This window comes from Microbulbifer variabilis, from assembly GCF_020524905.1.
In the GTDB taxonomy this organism is placed as follows: Bacteria; Pseudomonadota; Gammaproteobacteria; order Pseudomonadales; family Cellvibrionaceae; genus Microbulbifer; species Microbulbifer variabilis_A.
Genome location: NZ_JAIVKI010000008.1, coordinates 23,821 through 44,121 on the forward strand (window position 1 = coordinate 23,821; position 20,301 = coordinate 44,121).

14 protein-coding genes are annotated in these 20,301 nt (G+C 40.1%); 8 read left to right on the top strand and 6 right to left on the bottom strand.

The window, feature by feature from the left end; all coding sequences use genetic code 11:
- Positions 1–6,537, bottom strand: a complete 6,537-nt coding sequence (locus tag LC073_RS10840) for an RHS repeat-associated core domain-containing protein (protein WP_226646907.1) — start codon at positions 6,535–6,537, stop codon at positions 1–3.
- 804 nt (positions 6,538–7,341) lie between these two features.
- Between LC073_RS10840 and LC073_RS10845 the strand changes: the two genes are divergently transcribed.
- The 4 genes from LC073_RS10845 (at position 7,342) to LC073_RS10860 (ending at position 11,160) form a co-directional block, all read left to right on the top strand.
- Positions 7,342–8,124: a hypothetical protein gene (locus tag LC073_RS10845; protein ID WP_226646908.1), complete on the top strand. Its 783-nt coding sequence runs from the start codon at positions 7,342–7,344 to the stop codon at positions 8,122–8,124.
- A 97-nt stretch (positions 8,125–8,221) separates the two neighbouring features.
- Complete coding sequence (locus tag LC073_RS10850; RefSeq protein WP_226646909.1) at positions 8,222–8,644, top strand: hypothetical protein; 423 nt, start codon at positions 8,222–8,224, stop codon at positions 8,642–8,644.
- 96 nt (positions 8,645–8,740) lie between these two features.
- Positions 8,741–9,325, top strand: coding sequence for a hypothetical protein (locus LC073_RS10855; RefSeq protein WP_226646910.1), 585 nt, complete (start codon positions 8,741–8,743; stop codon positions 9,323–9,325).
- On the top strand, positions 9,322–11,160 hold the full coding sequence (locus LC073_RS10860; protein ID WP_226646911.1) for a hypothetical protein: 1,839 nt from the start codon (positions 9,322–9,324) through the stop codon (positions 11,158–11,160). Before LC073_RS10855 ends, LC073_RS10860 begins: the two co-directional genes overlap by 4 nt.
- A 464-nt stretch (positions 11,161–11,624) precedes the next feature.
- On the opposite strand, the gene LC073_RS10865 is transcribed toward LC073_RS10860, so the two are convergent.
- Together LC073_RS10865 and LC073_RS10870 are read right to left on the bottom strand one after the other, a co-directional pair.
- Positions 11,625–11,906, bottom strand: a complete 282-nt coding sequence (locus LC073_RS10865) for a hypothetical protein (RefSeq protein WP_226646912.1) — start codon at positions 11,904–11,906, stop codon at positions 11,625–11,627.
- A 510-nt stretch (positions 11,907–12,416) separates the two neighbouring features.
- Positions 12,417–12,650, bottom strand: a complete 234-nt coding sequence (locus LC073_RS10870; protein ID WP_226646913.1) for a helix-turn-helix domain-containing protein — start codon at positions 12,648–12,650, stop codon at positions 12,417–12,419.
- Positions 12,651–12,790: 140 nt separating this feature from the next.
- On the opposite strand from LC073_RS10870, the gene LC073_RS10875 reads away from it, so the two are divergent.
- Positions 12,791–14,710 carry an ankyrin repeat domain-containing protein gene (locus tag LC073_RS10875; RefSeq protein WP_226646914.1) on the top strand — a complete coding sequence of 640 codons (1,920 nt, stop codon included), beginning with the start codon at positions 12,791–12,793 and terminating at the stop codon, positions 14,708–14,710.
- A gap of 107 nt (positions 14,711–14,817) precedes the next feature.
- Here LC073_RS10875 and LC073_RS10880 read toward each other — a convergent pair whose 3' ends face one another.
- Entirely contained in the window at positions 14,818–15,897 is a 1,080-nt protein-coding gene (locus tag LC073_RS10880) for a tyrosine-type recombinase/integrase (protein WP_226646915.1), read from the bottom strand.
- A gap of 1,243 nt (positions 15,898–17,140) precedes the next feature.
- Here LC073_RS10880 and LC073_RS10885 point away from each other — a divergent pair.
- The 3 genes from LC073_RS10885 to LC073_RS10895 all read left to right on the top strand — a co-directional run bounded on the left by LC073_RS10885 (position 17,141) and on the right by LC073_RS10895 (position 19,207).
- A complete protein-coding gene (locus tag LC073_RS10885; RefSeq protein WP_226646916.1) occupies positions 17,141–17,824 on the top strand; it encodes a hypothetical protein in 684 nt (227 codons plus the stop codon).
- A 114-nt stretch (positions 17,825–17,938) separates the two neighbouring features.
- On the top strand, positions 17,939–18,571 hold the full coding sequence (locus LC073_RS10890; protein WP_226646917.1) for a hypothetical protein: 633 nt from the start codon (positions 17,939–17,941) through the stop codon (positions 18,569–18,571).
- A 90-nt stretch (positions 18,572–18,661) separates the two neighbouring features.
- Positions 18,662–19,207, top strand: coding sequence for a PIN domain-containing protein (locus LC073_RS10895; RefSeq protein WP_226646918.1), 546 nt, complete (start codon positions 18,662–18,664; stop codon positions 19,205–19,207).
- Positions 19,208–19,306: 99 nt separating this feature from the next.
- On the opposite strand, the gene LC073_RS10900 is transcribed toward LC073_RS10895, so the two are convergent.
- Both LC073_RS10900 and LC073_RS10905 read right to left on the bottom strand, forming a co-directional pair.
- Entirely contained in the window at positions 19,307–19,768 is a 462-nt protein-coding gene (locus LC073_RS10900; protein WP_226646919.1) for a DUF6998 domain-containing protein, read from the bottom strand.
- 43 nt (positions 19,769–19,811) lie between these two features.
- A complete protein-coding gene (locus tag LC073_RS10905; RefSeq protein ID WP_226646920.1) occupies positions 19,812–20,276 on the bottom strand; it encodes a hypothetical protein in 465 nt (154 codons plus the stop codon).
- Positions 20,277–20,301 lie beyond the last annotated feature (25 nt).

Consider the following 20,301-nt stretch of genomic DNA (forward strand, 5'->3'; position numbering starts at 1 on the left):
TTATTGCCCTAACACTATAATATCCCTTAGAGAAGGCGTGGCAATATTTAAACTTCCTCGTTCCCCCAGCGCCACTCCACCTCCAATCCCTAAACCAGCTCCCAAAAATCCACCAGCAGAAATCGCCCCATTTGCATAATCCACTGCATATGAACCCGCTGGCCCACCAACATCCCACGGTATAGCAGCAAACCCAATGGCAGTACGATTTGAAGATGTAGAAAAGCCAGACACCAACTGAGTCGGTGATTTGCCAAAGCTTACCCCTCTAGTAGCAGCACCACCGATTCCTATTCCTACTCCAAATGCACCAGAAAATTGCAAATAGATTTTTGAGTTAAGAAAATCATTTAGGTCAATGGAAAAACCTAAAGTACCACTACCTTCCATGCAAAAAGAAATACCACAACCAATTAGTGAGCCACTCAACAGTCCTACTTGGGCTACTCCATTTGAATTGACCAAGCCCGATAATCCATCAGTCAAGTCGCGCCAATGGTCACTAAAATAGCTACCTATCTTTTGTGCACCAGAAGAAATCGGGCCATCATGTCCAGGTTGCGATAGAAGAATAGGAGTAGTAAGTAGAGGAGCTTCCAATTCCTCATCCGCAGCTTCCATCTCTATTTTCAACTCCCGCATAATTCGACCCAGCAAGGTGTCTGCTGACTCAGCCCACATTGAATAAGTATTACCAGCTATATTTCCATAACCTAAAAACATTCTCCAGTACCCATTCAAAGTTGGGCGCTCTCCAGTAACAACTACTTCATCTATAGGTGGAGGTGGATCATCCGGCGTCTTATCCCCCTCAAACTCCGGCTTTTCTTCTTCTCCTGAAAAACCTGTCAGGTCCGTCAAACTCAGGGGATTATTAAACACATAGCTATAGCGATTCCAGCTCTGACTATAGGTAGGCGTCTGCACAATCGGGTCGGGGCTAAGGAAACGGCCCAGTGTCGGGTCGTAGATACGCCCGTTCATATGAATCAGACCAGTTCTATCCAGATGCTCGTGACCGGTATAGCCGCGCTTAGTAGTAAGGCCTTGTACCGCGAGCAGCTCTTGCAATTGCTGATGATCCAGATCGCTACTCCAATCGCCCTGGCGGCGGCTGCCATCCGGATTGAAGGCGAGATTTAAGATCTCAAGGCCTGCTTCATCGGTGATTTTTTCAATGGAGCCTAGATGATCTCGATGTAGGTACTGGTATTCGCCGCTGGTGCCCGTTAGATCGCTAATGGCGATATGCTGCACACTGCTCGCCAACTGGGTTTTGTGGATAGCGAGGATACTGTCGCCTGCAGGAATTTGCTCCTCGTAGCTACCTACAATAAAGGCTTTCTCGGTTTTGAGTTGCCCACCTTCCATCCAACTGGATTCGCGGTAGTAGCGCTGGCCATCAGGGCCGTATTGGAAGCGGTCTCTGGCAGTCGGTGTACTATCGCTTTGACTGCTGCCCAGCACGACTTCTGTGGGCAGTTGCCGCGTATTCCAACTGATCCACTTGTCATCACCACTGGCGGCATCGTAGCGTTCGATGGCGCCGTTGGCATCGTAATACAGGCTCTGTGAGACCCCATTAATGGTGACACTACTCACTGCATTAGGGCCCGCATTACCAAAATCCCCATACTGGTAGCCGGTCACCTGAGTGTCACTACTTACGCTGGAAGTTTTGGAGAGAATATTGCCCAGTGTGTCGTACTGAGTGCTGAGCACCCGGTCTCCACCCGCCACCATAGTGGCATGGCGCAGTCGATTGAGGCCATCGTAGGTAAAATCTTCCTGTCGCTGTAAAGCGTTGGAGTCGGAAAATGCCAGCCGGCTTTCCAATGTGCCATTGGAGCGCCAGCGATATTCCCTGTTTTGTATCTTGCCGCTACCAGTATTAATGGACTCCAGGCGTCCGGTATGGGCGTTGTAGCTACGATTGGTGATTAAACCATTACCATAGATCTCTTCTTGGACTTGCCCACGGGCATTAATATCAGTAAAAGTTCGTAGAGGGTTACTGCCCGCCAAATCATCACTAAGACTCTGCAAATAACCGGCACCGTTGTAGTGATAATAAGCTTCAACCCCATTGGGATAGGTCACTCGGTTCAGGCGTCCACTGGTGTCATAGCCGTAGCTATGCTCGTAACTCTTATTGTCACTGCCACCCACTAAACGGGTAGTTACACTTTGAAGCTTGCTATCACCGCGATAACTATAAGATTCAAGAAAAACCTCAACGCCACCTTCGGTATAACTTCGACTTTCCAAGCTCCCCTTTGCATTCGGCGCATCATAGAACCACTCCGCAATTCCGGTTTCATCAGTTTGCTTTGTCAGTCTACCTAGACTGTCATAGTCATAGTCAATCGCTTGCCCTTTATTGTCCTCTTGCCATACCAACTGGCCAAGGGCGTTATAAAGACTTTTGACAGTTCCTGTATTCGGGTCGGTAAGCTGAACCCGATAACCCGCTCTATCAAACTCAAAGCTAGACTCAGTAGCTGGGTCATCCAGGCCCCCACTACCTAAAGTGACAGTTTTTATTAGCCCGCTACCATCATAGGTATAACGAGTATGCACCATCTCCCCCATAGCATCGTCTACAGATTTGACTAGGTCTCCGGCCAAACTGTAATACTGTTCGCTTACCTGGGTGTCACTCACACTTTGGTTAGACGTTAAAATATTCTCCGTTACAGTAACTTTTACTTGGCGGTCGCTACTTATTGGCGAGTAAACAATATCAGTAATATTGCCATCGGGCCTTTTAACTGCAGTTACCCGGTTCCGGTTATCGAGAGTCAACTGGGTAAAATGGGGGAGCTCACCAGGGAAGTAGGGCTCTGTTTCAATATAAAGCCTCCCCTGAGCGTCATATTCAAACTCGCGACGCGACCAGTTATTGCTATTAAAAGATTCTGTGTCTGACTGTATGAGACGGCCTAAAAGATCGTAATACTGATTACTGGTGGGGGTAATGGTTGACCGGGTTTGAACTCTATAGGGAACCAGCATGCTACCACTTACGGGGCAGGATACACTTCCACAGAAATCATAGTCTGTATTAAATACCACACTGTCCGCATTTGTATGCTCAGACTCTCGACCAAATGAGTCATACTTGGTGCTAACCTTGCGGCCATTCGCATCAGTAACACTGGTTACGCTACCAAACCGCGGGTCGTATCCTATGGTGATCTTTTGGTCTAGTGAATTAGTTAGGGTTTGCGGATATCGGTTATCAACAAAATTAGAAGCCAAAGAGCTACTTGATTTAACATCCAACCTATCATCGGCGTTATCAGGCGCACTCGTGACCTCACTCACGAGATTTCCACTGGCATCATAGCCATAATCAACGATCAGCTCATAAGTTTCATCTCCAGGATACGCTGTAACACTACCCGTTTTATTAGTTGAACCATAAGGAGTGTAAACCAACTCCTGAACACTATCCGCAGAATCACCGATATCACCATCGTAATGCCTAACCTGACGAGCATTAACAAAGCCTATTAGCCATGGGTTTGTTCGATTGTAAAAAGTAATTGTGGTTTCACTGCTGCGCTCTATGTTGCTCAGGTTAGCTTTTTTAACTTCCCCCCAAAAACTTTGATCATCACTAAAGCTTGCACTCTTAGCTATGCGAACGCTTTGATAAGTACCTGAGATCACCTCGCCAAAAGCACCATAGCTTGCTGATTCTATTTCAGTTTCTTTGGATTCATATCCCAGGACCTGCCCCTGTTCCAATATGGTTTTTAAGCTCTGTTCAACATAAGAATAAAGGGTACTATTTGATCCTATAGTCAAAGGAATTGATTGATGCCGGAAATGCTGTTGAGTTAACAGCTCTCGATGGGTGGGATAGACACCTTCGTATTGATGCAGCCTCGCTGTCTTACCAAAATGTGGAAAGTCCTGACGAAGCTGTCGATAAGTGGAGATACCGGAAGCAGTATCATAGCTATATTGCGCATAATAACCTAGAAAGCCCCAGCCAATAGTGCTTGAAAGCCCATACCCCTGGTAATCATAGAGGGTGACGTGACAGCCCTGATGATAGCCGTCACTTGGATCTGTATCCATCTGTTCACAGCTACCAGCCAGTCCATTTGAGCGATGCACCTCACTGACCAATCCACGATTATTACCACTGGCTTCGGACCACTCAGAGGCATACTGAGGTACAGCTGGGGTGCCAAAAGGGTTGGAATCCATATTCTGGATATCACCCAGTCGCTCATATTTAAAATGGGTATTTCGACCTATGCCATCTGTTACCTTTTCTATACCTGTTGTTGAGTCGATTGAATTACCTTCTAAAGAAGACCACGATAACGTTAATGGGTTAAGACAGGATCGACCAGCACCATTTTGATGATAAGCACAAAGCTGTACCTGTTTAAGGCGCCGTGAATGCTCTTGCTCTGGAATGGCCGGTTCTTCTTCCGATATGAAAAGATATTCTCTCTGTAAAGTATCATCTAAGTGAACACGTATATGGTGCAATAAAACCAGCTGTTCTTGCTGAATTTCATCAGGCCCTATCGGTTGAGGTGGTGCATCTGTACGAGTTCCATATTGGAATTCAATTTTGGCATCACCATTATTTCCATAAACAATTTCCAGTGGGTAATTGATTCCCTGAATCTCATCCCGGTGATATTTATACTGAATACTGTTACCAAATGCGTCTGTTACCTTATTGATTGACCAAGCAAAGACTGAGGAATTACCCACTCTAAGGCGGCTATCGTCACTCGTTCCGTATTCAATTATTTTTCCATCGCTGGTTTTAACCTGAAACCAATACTTCCCATCATCAGTCTCTTTCATTTCTATGTACTGAAAGCTCTCACGAAGGGTTCTATAGCTTGAATCTTTCTTAAAGTAGTCCCCTGAAACGACAACCAGTGGCTCACCATCTAAACATAGTGAGTCCTTAGTATCATCAAATGATATCTCTGAACCTGATGGAAGATCCTTCACACAACGACGAATCTCACTGATACCAGCCAGCCGCCAACCATAGCCGAGGGTATCTTCTGGTAATGTCTCATTGGACCGCCAGCGATAGCGAGCCCCTGAATAACCTACAGAAAGACCCGGTTCTAAACCATTCACCCCTGGTGCAACCTGGATAGGGATAGAAACAACCGCATCCCCCTTTGTTGAAACCTTTGTTCGATATGGGATTGTCCCAGGTGTATCTGCAAGTTGAGTCGTAACAGCCGGTGGTTCATCAATACCTTCTAAATTGTGGACATCAATAAAATCACTCTGAGCCCAGCCAGACGAAACATCGTGGTTCCACGCTCGAACTTTATACTTATATTGATCCGGCTCTCCGCCACGGGCGGCATACAGGTTGGTCTGTGTGCTGGCAAGTACCGTTTTCCAGCAGAGTCCATCAGATTCAACCGCGCAACCCGATTCAGGATTAATCTTACGGGCTCTCTTCAGCTCATAATGAGTAAAATCAGTAGTCAGTTTTGTCCAAGTGACATCGTAATCCAGTTTTTCAGCTCTTTGGGGGGCGGAAATTTGAATATTCCCCGGCGGGGTATAAGGAATATCTACGGGTACACTTTTTTCTGGTGACCAGCTAGTGCTACATAGGTTATCCGTACTACAAGCCTTTACTCTGAAAATATAGGTACCGCTGCTACCCTCGGCTAACTGAATAAGATCCGAAGCACCAGTAACATTGGAATTGCTACATTCACTATCACCAAAACTACCGCTAGGGGGCTTGCACTCCAAAATATAGTAATCCGCTCCTGTAACTGCCTCCCAGCGGACATAAAAATTAGTAGTTTGTTTGCTATTAGGATCGGTAATCGTGGCCACACTACCCGGCGGCTTGGTGACGATCGTGGTAGATGAGGTACTCCAACCACTGTATTCCGTGGATGAATCACCAATCGCATAACTCCTAATGCGATACCGATAAGAGCCATCATCTAATGGCACATCGCCAATATTTCTGGAAAGTGTACTCTTACCCACTTTAGGACAGCTTGATTCAGACTGCCATTGACCATCTTTTTCCTGGCACCATTGATAGCCATCTATATTGGGAGGAGTACTAGCTGCACTCCAGTTGATAGAAAAAGCTCCGTTAGTATCTTTATTACCGTCCTCTCTACCAGAAAATGAGATAGCTGATGGTTTATTAGGAATAACACGTGCAATTGTAGAGCCTGTAAAGATCACATCAGGCTCAATACAGGTAGTACGAAACCACTCCAAACACTTCATAGCTGTAAAGCGATAAGTATATCCTCCACCGGATGGGACAGTGTCTGTCCACCAACCACTCTTTCCACTTGATACCCAGCCGCTATCTAAGATAGTTGTACCATTTCGCTTGATAATGGTCTTACTCGCACTACTATCAAGGCTCCAAGCAATTTTTACCTGATGACCAGAAATAGAATCAACATAAAAGCTGGACGCTTGTACTGCGACTGCAGTAAATAGTACAAATGGACCAACAAGAAAAAAGCGAAGCCAGAATGAAAGATATTTCATAATAATTAGTCAGGCAGAAATTTCAGGGGATGAAATAAGATCGGAAAATTAGATCTATCTAAAAATTTTTCACAATATTAACAGTGGTAAATATCAATTTAAATATAAAAATAAAACCAACAACTTAACATGACAATTATGACACTTATACTTCTAACGAAGGCGCCAATATATGAAGGAAACGGCAGAGGTTTTGGTACTTCCTTATAATCAATACACACTTATCATACCCAAATATATTTCACTACATATGGGCAATAGAATTATGTTAACCCCCGATAAATCAACCAATAGAAATAAAAATAGAGGAATACTCCAATAAGACGTCACCACTAACACTACCGCGGTTATCAATCAACATCAAAGTGCCAACTGCGATTTGAGAGCATACCGAGACAGAAATAACAAATTATAAGAAATAGAAATGTTACACTATTAACCTGCCGCTTGAATTAGCTTATGCTATAAAAATAATAACGGCCTAGGACCCCAAAAATTAAATTAACCTTGCATATTGAACTAGAGGTTTCAACCCTAACGGTTCCCATCAAACAATTTTAACCAAACTCACATAAGACTCACCATTAGATAGATCTATTATTAGTCATCACCACCCCCCTCCAAAAATAAATTAACTTACCAATCTCGAAAAGTTATCTGAAAGCCAATAACTTTATCTTACTAGAATAAAAGCTTACACATTAAAATACAGACGAGATTGACTGACATACTACGAAAGGAAATAAGACATTTTAAGAGAATCCATGTACTCTGTTAATTTAGAAGCAATAATGTTCACAAGAAATGGAAATATTAGAAATTTTACTGACCGAAAACCGTAAAAGTCTCCTTTATGAAACATCACTTCCTGAAAAATACGTGGAAGAGTTAATAGACCTTTTTGACATAGCTGATGGGCACCTATCGAATATAATCACATACTCATCAGAAAAAAATGACTTCCTCCGCAATCTTGGAAATAACCCGACATTTCAACTCAGTGATATCAGCAAATACTTCAATGAATTAAGCAAGATAACTTCTAAAGTTACTTATCAACAACTCGACAACGAGTCTCAAACCTATCACTCTGTATTCATTTTAGCGCTGGCTGAACTAAACTGGTTCGGAAAAGTAGATAGTGTGATGGCTGACGAAGCGTATGCAACTGCTATATTAAGAGTATCCCAGGAGCTTAAATCTAAGACCGTCGATTTCTCTATAATTTCTGAAATTTCTCGGGGAATATCGATAGCGCAAGCGCTTGAAATTCACCAACAAAATTTAACCTATTTCTCTATCCTTCGCGCAAGAGAGGTCGGTGAACCCAGTCAACAACGGAAGGAGATTAACGCTGTCATCAATAAGATGAAACCTGAAATCTTAAAGATTATTTCGGACTTCATAAAGAACTCTAAGCAGTTAGAGCCAAGTCTTGAAGCACTAGTCAGATCCACCTTCTCTTCCATTATAAAATCAGCACAATCCTCCCTTACAAATATTAGTGACTACGACACTTTAATCCAAAGGGAAGAAACAACGAAAAAAGCACTCAAAGAGTGGCTCATAAATCTTAAGACCCAATAACATAAGTATATAAACATGTCAAACAACACCCCCTGGTAAGCAAGGGGGTAAAAATCCATATGTAATGGCCCCTCAACTTGAACGTTTAGGAGCCCAAATGTACCAGGATTTAAAAACCTTAATCAGACCGCCATCTTCCCTTTCAAAATTGACATGTACAAATGGTGAAACCATAGGGGTAACCCAATTAGAAACAGATCTCAGTTTTAAATTATTTATAACCTCGTCAGAGGGTGTAGGTATTTGTGGGCACTTCCAACCTCCTAAAATTTCTGTATCGAAAAATGGTGCAAATAGTAAAGGTATTGATATTCTCGGAATTGGATATTGGGCCGCCCCATTTGTAATATATTATCTTCTACATAGCATATCGCTAAATTTTAAAAATTTACCCAAAGCAGATTATGCATTCATTGAAAGAGATAGAACTATTTCAATGCGGAATTTCCCACAACTCTTCCGGGATTTTTTTGAGCTACTAAAACAGTTTAATCCTTCCGGTCACAACTGGGACATATAACCAAAATAGAACGGGCACGAATTCGTACTCGATTCCTCCCAAGAAATCACCATTTACCATGGAGCTTATCGCTCGCTCCAAAAATATATTAGCAGCATGAAAAATATAACCATTACTTTACTATATAAAATTAATTCGCCAAAAGGAATAAGATACCCGACCACATGGCCAGAATTTGTTGAAGAAATTCTCAATAATGGTCACAAGATAGCTTCAAAGAAAAATATTGGGACCCTTCTTTTTTCAATGGCTGAATTTAAAGGCGGCAGACGGGCAAAGTTTATAAAAAAAATATACGGAATGATTTTAGATATTGATGGATCATCAAGTGTCTCAGCTGTCAGAGAAAAACTTGGGGATTTTGAATATATTATGTATTCTACATTTAGTCACAGAAAACGCAAAGGGGTTGAAAAATTTAAAGTAGTTTTAATTTTTAATGAACCCTATAACCCCAGTGATATGTCAAAACGGGTCAACGTTCTCAAGAAAATTTTTTACTATTGTGATCCTTCTTCATTCAATTTGACACAATTTCAGGCACTCCCAAACTGCCCAAGATCTAGGCAAAAATTAGCATTCATAGAATACAACCCGGGACATCCATTTAATTTAAGCAAATTACCTATAGACAAATTTTTGCCTCAAACAGAAAAAAAGCTCGCAAGCATAAAAATTTGAAGCCCACTAAAAAAATCAAAAACACATCAACTGACATTATAGACCCCAATACCATAATAACATATAAGGAAGGGAAAATATTAGCAGGAAAAATAAACCGCCATATTCGCTCTGTTTTATGTCCGAAGCATAAGGATTCAAATCCTTCAGAGTTTGCTGACATTAATGAAAAAGGTATTCCTTTTATTAGCTGCAAAAAATGCGGAACACTCTGGGTCAACCTTGAGGGCTATCAGCCAAAATCTGAAAGTCTTTTCGAAATTTTATCATACAAACATAGAAATCTTGAATCCACGGTGGAACGACCACGCTCCCAAGATGAGACCCACCAACTACTACATAAAATAAGAGAGAATTTTTCATTAAATAATGTTGTATATGGTGTTGAGGGTGTAGGCAAATCCTATTTAGCAAAAATTCTATGTGATACTGGCATAAAATTAATTTTTGCTTGCCATTCCAACAAGCAAGCTGAAGAGAAATTTAATGAACTCAATAAAAGTGGATTAAAACCTTTCTTATTAAAAAGCAAATCATATGAAATAGAAAAAAATTTTGGCATTAAGCCTATAGTGCACCCCAGAAAAAACCCTTGGGATCTAGGGCAAATTAATATGGAAGCGACCATTAATTTAATTAATAAAGTTAATCCAAATATAACAGAGAGTGATCTTTCAACCATTTCATCTGAGCAACCGAGTCATACCCACCCTGTCGACTGGACTTCTCAAAATTTAGTAGTAATGACCCATGCCCGCCTTCAACGTCTAGGCTACTTAAATATGAGAGAGCATACGCAAGGCTATACTCTCCCTATCCCTGAAAATATTGTAATTTTTTATGACGATCCTATTCTTGATGACTTCATGACCTTGTTTACCTTCCATTCTAATATTCGCGATAGGAAAATTGATGGCATTTCAGTTGATGTACACATACCCAAGAAAGATGATCGCATTTATTATATTAAGCCTGAGTTTCTTCGCTTTGGTTATGGGCTAGAGAAAAACCTATCTATCATTACCACCACTGAACTACTTATAGTCGAGCTGATTTCTCGTCAGCGGCCTGAAATTACTATTCACGATCAACTTTTTCCGTCAACCTCTAAGCTAGAAGGTGGAGATATTCACTTAATTTCAACCCGGTTAGTATGGGCTAAATTCGATGGTATTCTACCACTAATAATGGAGCGATTAACCCGCTTGGGTTTCGAGTTTGAATATATTGCTAACGGTCAAGGGTGCTCTACAAACCTATGTAACAATAAAGGACTGAATAGCCTTAGTGAGCTTGCAACGGTAATAGAAATCAGTATACCAACACCAGAAGAGACTATGCGCCTTTATGAGCAATTTGACGGGGAAATAGAAGAGAGAGTAATCAACCTTGCGTTAATGCTAGATAAACTCCATCAGGCAGTTGGGCGAAATAGTGGGTATCGTTTCAGGGGTAAACCCTGTGTAGTGCTGGTGGACCCTAAATATTTCAGGGCCATTGAGAGGCATTCTCGATATTCCTTTAAGTCAGCCATATCACCAGATAAGGAAAACCCTAAAATATACCCTAGAAAGCAACCCAAATTTGATCACCTAGCAGAAGCAATACGCTGGTATATAAATCGTCTTGATATTTACCTCGGAGACGGTAGGAAGGCTGAGTATGATTGCATCGCTTCGTTACGTAAAGTAAACGGCCAACAGCATGATATTCGTAAAAAGAGAATCACTATTTCCCTTAAAAATCTAGTTAAGAGATATCCTCATCGAGAAAAGCCACTCAACAGGCTCCTAGAAAAACTACAGGACCCCAAGGTTAACCGCCAAGCTGCTTAACCCATTTGGGAAACCATCAAAAGCGCCTAGATTTCTCACCTAATGAGATGGATAATGAAATCCATATAAATCAATAAGTTAGGCGCTTTCGTTAAGTGAAATATCCCAAAGAGACAATAGTAAAGCCGAATAACATGCTATTTGGGCTTCCTTTCATAGCTTGCTTCTAGAGCTGGATACCAAGCCTAACCCAATCAAGAGATAGCCAAAAGCGCCTAAGTTTATCACCTAATGAAACTGACAAATAAATCATTATAAATCAATGAGTTAAGCGCTTTTGCAGGTTGGTTGCAGACATCTGCTCATCAAGGTCAATGTTTCTACTAGGCCAAGATCAAGCACTAATGAGTCACCATCTTAAATTATTACCAAGAACTCAGCTCAACCCTAAGTTATACCAAAAGTTTGTGGATCTGGATTGTCACAGGTAGGGGCCCAACTTCGATAAAAATAGGCAACTTGGGCTAAGCTGGCTGGTTATTTTTTGAGCACTTCTTGCGGATTAATGTGTAATAGGTAGCGGCGCCAGCAGGGGTAAGACCACAGTTATTAACAAACTCTTCAATGATTTCCTTCCGTTTTACTCCTTCCACTTTACTCATGCGCTCATAGGCTTTGGTGGCCATTGCCATCTTAGATAGGCCAGCGCTGCTTTTCTTTGGATTTTTTCCACTTGTTTTCATGTCCACTCCAACTTGGGTTGCTTTCACCGGATAGTCATTTCTCTGAAAGATTTGACCAAACATAATGGGTTAGCTCCTGCATCTCTGTTATTGATATGGATTCCATACCCGCAATATCTTCAAACAACTCACCACACTCGATAGCGACTAGATCCATAGATATATCATCGTAGGGGTATCGCTCTTTAATGTTACAAGCTATGGAGTTGATCTGTTCCAGGGTGATCTTGCTACTTTTTTCATTGAATAAGCATCAATTCTTTCTTCAATCAGGACAACAGAAGGCACTCGTTGATCTAGGGAATGGATTTGAAGATGATCAATTACTCAACAATAACGAACGGGAGATCAATATGAAGGAGATAATGGTTCGGCACCCAAATGGAAAGTTAGCGGGACGACTCCGCAACTTACCTAATAGAATAGAGGCTAGAAGCCCAAAGGGTGTGTTTTTAGGCTGGTATGACAAAAGAACCAATAAAACTCGGCGAGCAAATGGGGGGCTTCATACTCTTGGAAATACCGTCTCATCCCTGATAGGGCTTAGTGACTAACCAACCCAAATCGCGGTGGTTATTTCTTAAACAACTTCAACCCTTCACAAGGTTCGAGTCCCAAGGCATGGCAATATTGGACATATTCAGCCACATCAAGCCTTCTTTCTGCGGTCTCGACCTTACCGATGAACGAGTGGGGCTCGTTAATCATTACAGCCAAATCTCTCATCGAATAGCCACGCGCAAGCCTTCCTGCCTTAAGCCAAGCAATTAGACGCAGATAGTCATTTGAATGAATAGACTTTTCCATTTGTCCCCATTATGGGAACATGTAATAGGCGTACCCAAAACAGGGACAAAGCAATTAACTAGTCCGACATGGGAATCGAACACAGCAAAATATGATCATTAATTACTCAAAGCAGATAATATTAAGTAGGAAACACGGTCATGAAGAATTTAGCTCTAAAAGCACTATTAGTTATCATCTCTACACTAGGATTAGGCTGCGATAAGGTTGGAAGCGAAGCCAATTATGACTCAATTATTGGGGACAAAATTGTTATACCTAAAGAAGCTCATATCATTGCTTGTAAGACTGGGTCCAGTGCATTTACGGTTAGCGATCTAATAGGAGAAATTGAAGATGAGAATGTATCACAGCTGATAGGTAAGTTTTTTCAAGAAGGTGAGTGCTCAGCAGAAACGGCCAGCTCTGACCTGACGGTAGAGGTTATCCAACTAGGAAAGTTTCATAAAAAGCCTACCACACTTGGTTTTCCATTCTATTCAGTAAAAATAAAACATTCCAATGGCAGTAATTTTACCTACCCTGATGGAGATAAGTCGGAGGTATGGGTCAGTAGTGACTGGTTACTCGGATTAATTAAACAATCACCCAAACTAGCCAATGCATCCCAAAAAGAAAAATATATCAATTCAAAATTAAGCCCTAAATTACAATACCTAATAACAGCTTTTGAAGAAGGTGGGCGAAAATCACCAACACTTGCTGCCAATCTTTCTTTGTATAAGATTTTCGGTCAGCATGGTTTAACTAAAAATACAGAAGAAGCAATAAACTTAATTGAATTCGCTTATAAAAAAGAAAAGTTAACTGGATTTCGTGAGTTTTGGAAAGCAACCCCTTATATTATAGCCGCATATTATTATAGCCTAGATCCAAAACTATCCAAATATCCATTTATTGCGGAAGCACATAGTAAATTTCAAAACTTTCCAATGGCAACTGGTTGGGAATTCCTGTGTAAAGGACTGCGAGAGGGTAGCAAAAGCCAGAAAGATGCTGATGATTGTTTAGTGAGTATAGCTAAAAAAGATCTCAATCTTGCAACATTTGCATATTTTCACTATTTTGAGACCCTTCCGTCACGATCAGCACGGTCAGAGGCCGCCACATATGCAGTGCATCGAAATGATTATTTGATCGATAAAGAAGTTAGGCGACCTGTAATTATAGAATTAGTTGAAACCGGAATTGATTTATCCTTCACTCTTGATGAAGATTACTACGGAAATGGAACCATTCTTCATGGTGCACTCAAAAACTCAGATTTTGAGTTGGCGAATTACCTAGTAAGTAAGGGTGCTTCGGTTAAAAACATTAATAGGGACAAAGACTCATCTATTCTCATAGCCCTAAACTCTCTTCATAAAGAGAGTCCAAAGCATAAAATACTAGAAGCTCAAAAATTCATAAGGACGGCAGTTGAGTCAGGATTGGAATTAAACAATGTATTCGATGAACAGGGTTATTCTCCAATAATGATTGCAGCCAGGCATGGTATAACTTCGATAGTAGATATATTATTAGAGCACGGAGCAAACCCAATAACAAAAAATACAATTCGAAATGGAAAAGATATAGAAGAGCTTAACGGAATAGATCAAGCCATCAGATACAAAAATGTTCAGCTAGAAGCCGTATTCAATAAACATGGATTTTCTGTCGAAAAAGAATTTGATAATCTAAGAAAAAATATTCATGAAGAAGAGGTTATAGAAACCAAGCGAGTTGCAGAAGCAGAGAAAATAGCTGCAACACACCCATATATAGCAGAAATTAGTTGTAATGTGGGCTACTCAATTCAGCCTATATATGGATGCTTAAAGAAATATGGCTCTATAGTTTACAAAGATGAGCTTAAAAATGTCTCATACAGCGGGATTGATTTGATGTATAACAAAAAATTGGAAATCCCATTAACTGAGAAATTTGTATTGCAGATCCAGAATGGAGAAGGAAAATATAGCCGCATTGATGTCCACATCACTGACATTGTAACAAATAAATTGGTTTACAATGATCGAGCAGAGGGGCCATACAAGGTAATTAGCGTGCAGAATTAATTTTGGCCTTATAGCACACTCCGTAGATAGAGTGTGCTTACACCTACTAGCTAAGGTTGTATCAAAAGTGACAACTAAAATAATGATACTTATTAGCAAGTATTACTTTAAGGTGAAAAGCAGCCAGCTTGTAGTCGCTCAAGAGTGTCTCTGGCCTTCACACTAACATCCTTTCTCTCTAGGTGAGCATATATCTGAGTGGTTGAAATATCGGTATGCCCCAGTACATTCGCCACTTCATAGAGAGATAAACCGGACTGTATCAATCTACTAGCACAAGTATGACGAAGATCATGAATCTTAAAGTTATCTATCTCTGCCCGCTTAATTGCGGCACGAATTCCCTTTGCTTGATATCCCCTGGCCTGTCCATTCTTATTAGTGAAAACAAATTCGTCTGACACACGCTCGTTAAAACGCCTTTCGAAGATAACTTTTACACGGGTTGTCATATAGACGATGGATTCATTTCTTACTTTTGGACGCCAAAGGTTTATACAACCATTCCCTATATCAATAGCAGACCATTTTATATTTGCTATCTCGCTATAGCGTGCTCCCGTATCCAATAAGATCACTACAAGATCATAATTATCATGATAACGACGATTCTCAGCAATAGGCCGGGACTCATAGTCCGGTCTATAGGCACGTTGTCTTTTAGGGTCTAACTCATGCAGAAGCCGGCCTTCTTCTTCCCGCGATAGATATCTCAATCGGTGCTTTGGTAACTTAACCTTCGGAAAGGTTAGATCTTTAACCATATAGCCATGATCCCTTGCCCAGCCAATAGATGCCCTAATTACCTGAAAATTATGTTTAATTGTTTGACCAGCTGCACCCTCCTGCTCTCTCAAGCTTTTCAATTTGGTAAGGTGCCAATCACGCAGTTCATCCAAGTGTAAACTGACATCCATGCGTTCTGACACAACCTTTACATTGGTTGTTGTATAAAGGCTGCTTCCAGTACCTTCCTTTTGTTTTACGTATTCTGCAAAAGCATCACGAAGGGTAATACGTGGACGCTCACCAAGTTCTTCAATGCGATGAATCTCTTCTTTCCATTCCCGCTCCATTCTTTCAGCAATTCGCTTGTTAGTGGTCTTTGAACTGCGACAATAAGTTTTACCGTTATGGTTAAATTGGATGTAATAGTTTCCCTTTCCGTTTCGTTTGAATACACTCATAATTAATAGCTCCTATATATTGTTGACTCTTACCAAGTCGTATACCTTCGCTATTATTTACTCTGCATTTCAACAGGCTTACCTGATCTAGGAGAAACTTTTTAGTTCTTCAAAATTATTATAAATTTATTCAATACTAAAGTGTCATTAAAGCAGAAGAAGAGACGCACCAAAATTAACTTGTTATTAGCCACCTGGAAAAAACAAGATTGTATTACTACCTCTCACCTATATTAGATTGAAAAACAAGTCTGTCGTTAATTTGACGCCTTGCAATCTAATTCCTTTCACAATAAATTTAAGGTAATATCTGCTATATAAAGGTTAGTGTGTAGTGGTCTAATTTTTCCGTGACAATACCTAGTGCGAACCACTCCATGTGGTAAAGTCAGATATCACAGAACTCTTCAACCTTGTTCGCGAAGTACTAGTCTTGGGGTGTACAAGAACAGTAGTCCTCTCTACTCGTATCTCTGGATGCAATTCAGGTTAACTATTTAGCCATGAATCCAGAATCCAGAATCGTGGGTATGAATCTTACTATGTGGCGTAGCTTTCGGTATCGACCAATGGCCATTCATTGGCACCAGTTTGCGATTCTCATGCTTCATTAACTGATTAACTAGCCCTCAGATTATGCATTATAAGTGTCAGTCGCAGATCGACTGTAATTGTTAATTCATCTTTCCCTTCGGCTGACGATAGTAGTAACTTTATATTGACTTTCTTATTGTTGAATAGATAGGTCTAACGGTATGAGTCCAATACATAAGGGGTTCCACACTTACCATAATCAAGTTTCCTTAGACTAGCTTCAACTTACATCAATTCTTTGGATAGCTGTGAATCATAACTAGAAAATGAAATATTTGTTGATCGTATTTTATCGAACTACCAAAAAATATCTAAAAGATGTTACGTAGAGGAACGCTAATTGCACCATGGTATCAATTGATCTAATAAAGGAACAGCCAGTTATTGAAGGTAACGATTTTTATGGTAGTCTTGATTTCGATGCTGAATCGCCATGGCTGTATATGACCAAAAAGACAGCATACATTTTTCATTGAGATGGTCTTTTATAAATCTTCTGGCATTCGTAGTAACTTAAACAGCCTCTTAGGGGGCTAATCAGTTTGAGGCCCAAAGTATTTTTAAGAGTTTTTTTAATCTTTCTTGCAAACACATAAAAATAACTAGATTAGTGTTTTCTACACTCCTATTAAGTATTTAAGGAAGCGTTATGTTTAAACCTCTATCTTCATGGATTAAAAGAAATCATCCTCTTCCTGTAAGATTTTATACCGCTGGCTACGTTGATAAGCCTAAAAATGAATGGTCTGTATGGCTTTCTATAGAAGAAGTTTCCCCCCTTTACTTGGCAACAAATATGAAGTGGCAAAGCCTTGAAGAAAGCAGGAAAATTACTCAAGACTATCTTAATGAGGCAAGTGAACTAATCAATGGACTTGAAGGTGGGTGGTTAGATCATGAAGAGCAAGAGCTAATAATAAACTATTTAGGATTGCCTCCAGATCCATCGTTACCAATATATTTAATTACATATACTAATAGTGAGGACCAAGAAGAGCTTGCATATATTGGTATAACAAAAAAAAGTTCAAGATTTTTAGGTGGACATCCAGCAGCTCTAAAATTACATAGCCCAAAATATACCAATACGGTTAAGAAAATATATCGCTGCACAGCATGGTTTCATGATGATGACGAATACATATCTTTGGACTGGATGCAACCTGAATCACTTTCCTTAGAATTAATCGATTCTTTGGAATCTCATCTCATTTACCATTTCCAGCCGGAACTGAATACCGCTAAAAAGAAAAATAATCTAGCAAAATGGGATTTCTATATTCACATACAGAATTTTCTTGACGGTAAATTTCTGAATGATAAATTTGTTTAAGATAAAACTTACTATGTATTAACATTACTTCCGGACTAAACTTATACTCCAAATTTGTTACGATCATTGTAATACAGACTGCTAAATTTTAACTACGCAAGGATATCTTTCTAAATGATAGAAGCAATACTTGGAGGTGTCGTAGCAATAATCTTAAGCATGATCGCAAATGTTCTTACTCCGTTTTTCCAGGGATTATTTAAGATCAAACCGATTATAGTTCCAGAGGTGCTTGAGCGGGAAATACCAGAACCACCACCTTCGGACATCGAAGAATGGAGAACTCAAAATCGAGCCAAATTAGAATCTGTTATAGGTAAGGTATATTTTTACGGCTTTTCTTACTTCGTAATGTATATGGCATTCTATATTCCTATTTCTTTACATGGAGGCCTTTTTAACCCTACAGTAAATCTCATAGATTCTAAACTCACAATAAATTACATTATAAACCAAGAGAATTTATCTACAATTTGCGCCATATTTGGCATTCTAGCCTATGCGCCTTTTTGGAAACTGTCGCAGCTTATAGCAAGTTTCATAGGCTCGATAGTTATTCGATTTACTTTCGTAAACGAAGTGAAATATTTCGCATTTACGGTACTGGCAATGATATTTTGGGCATTTTTTATTGCAGGCAATGTTTCATGGGTAATCCATGCTGGCGCCAGTTGGTTTGATTCAATCAAGCTCTCATTAATACTATGGTTTTTACTATTCTTTCTCGCATTAACGAATAAGAATTAAGATCTCATAACGTGTTGCACGTCGGACAAATCATACGCTACATTTAATAGTTATCAAAGAGCTCGACTTTAATTCAGAGGAAGCCTCATAATGAAGTGGGTATTTATTGACTATGAAAACATTGGGAGCATGGAGAAAATAGACCTGTCCCAATATGAAAAAGTTATTGTTTTCCTTGGTGCAAAACAGCCAAAATTAGATTTTGGTACGTCTAAGTACGAGGCCCCTATTAATCTAACAGTTATTCAAATAAAAGATACTCGACCAAATAATCTAGATTTCCATTTGGCATATTATCTGGGCAAATATGATCATGAAGCGGGTAAAGATGTCACGTTTGAAGTTGTCACGAATGATAATGGATTCGCACCATTAATTTCTCATCTGCAATCAAATGGTAGATCCTGCAAGCACATAAATAATTTTATAACCCAAGATTCTACTCAAAAGTTATTAACAGTGCTTAAAAAATCTCCCAAAGAAAAGCGCCCCAAAACATTAGCTTCATTGAAAAACCACATAGCTGTTTGCTTAAAGTTACAGAACAATGAAATAGCAGTTCAGGGGCAAGTCAACAAATTAGTTCAAGAGAAAAAAGTGATTCTAAATGGAGAATCTGTGGAGTACCAGTGCTAACACATTGATGCACCCAATCATCACTCCCTCTGCTTGTTTAGTGCCATGGGGTCTGGGCAAGATACTCAGACTACTGAAAAATCCTAGGTTAGTATTTTTTTAAGGATTTTTGGGAATCTTTGGTAAACGTTTTAAATCATCAACCTTATTATTTAATACCTTAAGCTTATTTAGTGAAATTTGGTACTGCCCATTTGATGGTAGAGGTTTTCCACTGAACTCTTCCCATATTAATCTACCTGGTCCATTATATATTTCCTCAAACTCACCACTTGATAAGATCTTGATAACTATTGCGTATTCTGGTTCACTACGAAATGAAGCAGACTTTGACTGGGTAGCCTTTATTTCTATTTGCTTTCCCGTAGCTGTAACAGCATCGTACCCCTTGTTTGATGCCGGCATTAATTTTAGATCATAAGCATCTGCTACCAAACATTCACCTATACTGCCCACCATATGGCCATCGGGAGTAAAGTGTCTACCAGGAAACATAGCTTCCAATTCACTAACGGTTGAATACAGTTGTTGCACGAGACTTTGAAATTTTTTGTGATTCATCTAGATCTACTTATCCCATAAATTCTTTCGATGGATTTTGAACCTAATCTTCTAGGCCTGCCACCGCAGCCATAGTCCAATCACTTAAACGTTGTTTAGAGATTTCTACAGTTTCTTGGGAAAACACCGTTTGGTGGCGAATTATCACAGCTTCAAAAGCATACCCTTCTAAACCCATCTCTACCAAAGCGTGATAGGCTTTTGACTCTCTAGGTCTATTAACTGTTCTCTCGACAGCGCCAATAATCCCGTGTCGCTCTATCATCGGCCATGTTCTTGATGCTCTCGTTCGTTTACCATTTTTTGCACTCAATACTTCTTCATATGCATAGACAGCTTGTAGCGCTTCAATTTCTGCAGGCATGTTTGCTCCATGTTCCTCGGCTCGTATTTGTAACGAGCGTTCGATAGCCTGTTTAGCTAAATCCTCTCGCCCTTTTGCCTTTGCATTCTGAGCAAATATCTCACATTTTTTTACGGTATCTATTTTTTTAATTCTCTCTTCCATTTTCTCAAAACCATATAACAAATTA

Coding starts and splice junctions, on each gene's coding strand:
- LC073_RS10840 (WP_226646907.1), bottom strand. CDS start 6,537: ATGAAATATCTTTCATTCTGGCTTCGCTTTTTTCTTGTTGGTCCATTT.
- LC073_RS10845 (WP_226646908.1), top strand. CDS start 7,342: ATGGAAATATTAGAAATTTTACTGACCGAAAACCGTAAAAGTCTCCTT.
- LC073_RS10850 (WP_226646909.1), top strand. CDS start 8,222: ATGTACCAGGATTTAAAAACCTTAATCAGACCGCCATCTTCCCTTTCA.
- LC073_RS10855 (WP_226646910.1), top strand. CDS start 8,741: ATGAAAAATATAACCATTACTTTACTATATAAAATTAATTCGCCAAAA.
- LC073_RS10865 (WP_226646912.1), bottom strand. CDS start 11,906: ATGTTTGGTCAAATCTTTCAGAGAAATGACTATCCGGTGAAAGCAACC.
- LC073_RS10870 (WP_226646913.1), bottom strand. CDS start 12,650: ATGGAAAAGTCTATTCATTCAAATGACTATCTGCGTCTAATTGCTTGG.
- LC073_RS10875 (WP_226646914.1), top strand. CDS start 12,791: ATGAAGAATTTAGCTCTAAAAGCACTATTAGTTATCATCTCTACACTA.
- LC073_RS10880 (WP_226646915.1), bottom strand. CDS start 15,897: ATGAGTGTATTCAAACGAAACGGAAAGGGAAACTATTACATCCAATTT.
- LC073_RS10885 (WP_226646916.1), top strand. CDS start 17,141: ATGTTTAAACCTCTATCTTCATGGATTAAAAGAAATCATCCTCTTCCT.
- LC073_RS10890 (WP_226646917.1), top strand. CDS start 17,939: ATGATAGAAGCAATACTTGGAGGTGTCGTAGCAATAATCTTAAGCATG.
- LC073_RS10895 (WP_226646918.1), top strand. CDS start 18,662: ATGAAGTGGGTATTTATTGACTATGAAAACATTGGGAGCATGGAGAAA.
- LC073_RS10900 (WP_226646919.1), bottom strand. CDS start 19,768: ATGAATCACAAAAAATTTCAAAGTCTCGTGCAACAACTGTATTCAACC.
- LC073_RS10905 (WP_226646920.1), bottom strand. CDS start 20,276: ATGGAAGAGAGAATTAAAAAAATAGATACCGTAAAAAAATGTGAGATA.